The organism is Blautia sp. ZXY-1-C6 (assembly GCF_056339875.1).
Genome location: NZ_JBWJVQ010000063.1, coordinates 1 through 3,402, shown reverse-complemented (window position 1 = coordinate 3,402; position 3,402 = coordinate 1). Strand labels below are relative to the sequence as shown.

The window sequence follows — 3,402 nt, the reverse complement described above, 5'->3', positions numbered from 1 at the left end:
CTGTTGATATAAGTGTGGCAGGCGGGATTTCGGATATACATGATACGAATAGTATATCGGGTTTACAGGCGACTGTTACAGAGAAGAACTTCGCAGGAGGTCAGCTTCGTGTAACTCTGAAGCTGAGTGATGGTACACAGTTGATCGCCAGCAGATACGGAATCGACGCATCCGTAGCAGAAGGCCAGACAGTGAGATGCAGTTTTCTGCCGACAGATGCAGTACTGGTAGACAGGGAGGACATTCATGAAGAAGCGTAGAAACCGTTCTGACAGTTCTGCATGGATGGCACTTCCACTGTATATTTTTACCATTGTGTTTGTGGTATGCCCCCTTGTCTATATGGTGGCGCTGAGTTTTGCTACGCCCTCCAGAGGATTTGGGGTGACCTGGAAATTTACGCTGGACAATTACAGAAATATTCTGGAACCTGTATACCTGAATACATTTGTGGAATCACTGAAGCTGGCATTTACCAGTACGATAGTGATCGCTTTGATCGGCTATCCGTTCGGGTATTTCATGGCGAGGCTGCCGGAGCACAGAAAGAAAAAGGCGCAGCTTCTGTTGTCTACGCCGTTCTGGGTAAATTCCCTGATCCGTCTGTATGGCTGGATCATTATTCTGCAGAAAAAAGGACTTTTGAATTTTGTATTGATAAAACTCGGGATCATTGAGAAACCGCTGTCCATCCTGTACAGCTATCCGGCAATTGTGATCGGTATGATTTATGTGCTTCTCCCGTTTATGATCATGTCTGTATACTCCAGTGCAGAGAAGCTGGACTGGTCTTATGTGGAGGCTGCCAGAGATCTTGGGGCATCCAGAATGCAGGCATTTTTTACCATAATACTGAAGCTTACACTACCCGGGCTGCTTTCGGGTGTGATCCTGACTTTCGTGCCATCCATGGGACTGTTCTTTATTGCAGATATCCTGGGCGGAAATAAAGTGGTACTTGTTGGAAGCCTGATCCAGGATCAGATGACAAGAGGAAGTAACTGGCCATTTGCAGCAGCACTTGCTGTGGTGATGATGGTACTTACAACTGTACTGATCATGATTTACAGGAAGGTGACAAATGCCGGAGAACTGGAGGGAATCGGATGAAAAAGAATTCAAGATTTGCCGGATTTTATATGGGGCTGATTTTCTTTCTGATGTATCTCCCTATCGCGGTAGTGATCGTTTTCTCCTTTAATGAATCCAAACTGCCGGTGAAATTTACGGGTTTTTCCCTGAAATGGTATCAGGAACTTTTCCATGACAGAGCAATGCTGGAAGCACTGGTGAACAGTCTGATCCTTGGGGTATTAAGCTGTCTGGTTAGTGCAGTGATCGGTACTCTGGGTGCAGTTGGGTTATCAAGGATTCACTGGAAGTCAAAAGGGGCGCTGGAATACATTTCCATATTGCCGTTAATGATACCGGAGATCATCCTTGGTATGGTGCTGATGGCGTTCTTTTATATGCTGAACCTGCCCTTTGGCATGCTGACACTGTTAATAGGTCATACGGTATTCTGTGTGCCTTATATTCTGATGGAAGTGAAGGCAAGACTGGCAGGCATGGATCCGGCACTGGAAGAGGCAGCCAGAGATCTGGGGGCAGGACCTTTCCGGGCTTTCCGGGATATTACGCTGCCCTTAATTATGCCGGCGGTAATTTCAGGTTCGCTGCTTGCGTTTGCCATGTCTATGGATGATGTGGTAATAAGTATTTTTGTAAACGGACCGCGTTTGTCTACGCTGCCGATCAAGGTGTACACACAGCTGAAAACGGGAGTGACGCCGGAGATCAATGCGTTGTGTACCATTCTGCTGGCAGCTACACTGGTTATTTTTATTGTTTATTCACTGATAACAAAGAAGAAAAAATAAATGATATAGCTTTTAGGAACATTCTGAACAGCCGGTCAATGCTTTTGGAACAGCCGGATTATAAAAAAACAGAGAAAAATATATTTAGAGGAAGGAAAAGATGATGAACAAACTGATTGAGTTAAAAAATCTGACCAAGAATTTTGATGATCAGCAGGTTTTGCGCGGCATCAATCTGGATATTTACGAAAAGGAATTCCTGACACTTTTGGGACCCAGCGGATGTGGAAAGACAACCACCCTTTCGAATCATTGCAGGCTTTGAAGAACCAAGTGACGGAGAAGTACTGTTTAACGGGATTGAGATTTCCAAGCTTCCCCCGTACAAGAGAGAGGTTAACACTGTGTTTCAGAAGTATGCTCTTTTTCCTCATTTAAATGTGGCGGAGAACATCGGTTTCGGGCTGAATCTGAAGAAGGTCGATAAAACTGTCATCGCCCAGAAGGTGGAGCGTATGCTGAAGATGGTTGGTCTGGAAGGCTTTGGGAAAAGAGATGTAACTCTGCTCTCCGGTGGACAGCAGCAGCGAGTGGCCATTGCCAGAGCCCTGGTAAATGAGCCGAAGGTTCTGCTTTTAGATGAGCCCCTGGGTGCACTGGATGCAAAGATCCGTAAACAGATGCAGGTAGAATTAAAGAAGATTCAGCAGGAAGTCGGCATCACTTTCATTTATGTTACCCATGACCAGGAAGAAGCCCTGTCCATGTCAGATACGGTTGTTGTTATGAATAACGGTGAGATTCAGCAGATCGGTTCGCCTACAGACATCTACAATGAGCCGGAAAACCGTTTTGTTGCAGGCTTTATCGGTGAATCCAATATTATCGAGGGAACCATGATCCGTGATTATCTGGTTGCTTTTGACGGATTTGAGTTTGAATGTGTGGATAAGGGATTTGAAGATAATGAAGAGATTGAAGTTGTATTAAGACCTGAGGATCTGGATATCGTAGATCCCGGTCAGGCAAAGATCAGGGGAATCGTGCGCAATATTACCTTCAAGGGCGTGCATTATGAGATCCTGATTGAGACAGAGCTTCGTACTTATATGGTTCATACCACAGATTATGCGGAAGTCGGAAGGGAAGTGGGACTGAAATTCGGGCCTGAAGACATCCATGTTATGTGTAAGATGGGAAGCTACTGATGAAACAGTACAGAAATCTTATCAAACCATATCTTGTGTGGGCATTTGTGGTCATTGTCATCCCGCTGATACTGATCGCATTATATGCATTTACAGAAGACGGAAACGAGGTGCTGACGTTCTCCTTTACCCTGGAGAATTTCCGCAAATTCCTGGAAGCTACGTATATGAGCGTTATTTTCAAGTCCTTTAAGCTTGGAATTCTGACGACGGTCATCTGTCTGGGACTTGGCTATCCGCTGGCATATATTATTTCCAAATGTCCGGAGAAATCCCAGAGTCTTCTGATCCTGTTGGTAACTATTCCGGAATGGATCAATATGCTTCTGCGTACCTATGCATGGATGAACCTGCTGTCAGACAATGGTATCATC

At 45.1% G+C, this 3,402-nt stretch carries 4 protein-coding genes and 1 pseudogene; all 5 read left to right on the top strand.

Annotated features, from left to right (window positions below):
• On the top strand, positions 1–260 hold a 260-nt coding region (locus tag AC075J_RS02560; protein WP_476389949.1), incomplete at its 5' end, for a TOBE domain-containing protein.
• The gene (locus tag AC075J_RS02555; RefSeq protein WP_022380965.1) at positions 247–1,110 is read left to right on the top strand and encodes an ABC transporter permease; all 864 of its coding nucleotides are present in this window, start codon (positions 247–249) and stop codon (positions 1,108–1,110) included. The genes AC075J_RS02560 and AC075J_RS02555, both read left to right, overlap by 14 nt.
• Entirely contained in the window at positions 1,107–1,880 is a 774-nt protein-coding gene (locus AC075J_RS02550) for an ABC transporter permease (RefSeq protein WP_025577620.1), read from the top strand. The genes AC075J_RS02555 and AC075J_RS02550 overlap by 4 nt, the downstream gene beginning before the upstream one ends.
• Positions 1,881–1,980: 100 nt before the next feature.
• Positions 1,981–3,028: pseudogene (potA, locus tag AC075J_RS02545) on the top strand (spermidine/putrescine ABC transporter ATP-binding protein).
• Positions 3,028–3,402 (top strand): ABC transporter permease (locus AC075J_RS02540; protein WP_476389948.1); only part of this gene is annotated, 375 nt, incomplete at its 3' end. The pseudogene potA and the gene AC075J_RS02540, both read left to right, overlap by 1 nt.